The 525-nt window shown below is 55.6% G+C and carries 1 protein-coding gene; it reads left to right on the top strand.

From position 1 onward, the window contains the following. Positions 1 to 508: hypothetical protein (locus AB1471_RS17055; protein ID WP_367780937.1), on the top strand; the 508-nt coding region annotated here is incomplete at its 5' end. Positions 509 to 525 lie beyond the last annotated feature (17 nt).

Here is a 525-nt window from a genome sequence, read left to right as displayed (position 1 = left end):
AAAAGGAGAAGAGGAAGGGGGGGGAAGGAAGAAAGGGGAAGGAGGAGGGGGGGGAAGGGGGGAAAAAGGGGGGGGGGAGGGGAAGGAAGGAGGGGGAGAGGAGGGGGGAAAAGAAAGGAAGAAAGGAAGAAAAGAGAGAAAGAAAAGAGGAGAAAGGGAGAGAGGGAAGAAGAGAGGGGAGGGAAAGAAGAGAGGGGGAAAGGGGAAAAAAAAAGGAAGGAAGAAAGAAGGGAAGGAAGGGGAGGGGAAAGGAAGGGGGGGAAGGGGGAAAGGGAGGGGACAAGGGGGAGAGAGGAGAGAGAGGGGGAGGAAGGAGGGAAAAGGGGGGAGAAGAAGGGAAGGAAAGGAAAGAAGAAAGGAAGGGGGAGGGGAAGGAGAAAAGGGAAGAAGAAGAAAGGAGGAGGGAGGGAAGGAGAGGGAGAAGAAGAGAGGAGAAAAGGAGAACGGAGGGGGGGGGGGAAAGGAAGCATGGGAAGCGGGGGGCGGCGATATAGCGGAAACCAAGTAAATCCGCCTTTTGTTGAT

This window comes from Jeotgalibacillus marinus (genome assembly GCF_040801915.1).
Lineage (GTDB): Bacteria > Bacillota > Bacilli > Bacillales > Jeotgalibacillaceae > Jeotgalibacillus > Jeotgalibacillus marinus.
The sequence above is the reverse complement of the archived record's forward strand: the minus strand, read 5'-3'. Positions and strand labels throughout refer to the sequence as shown.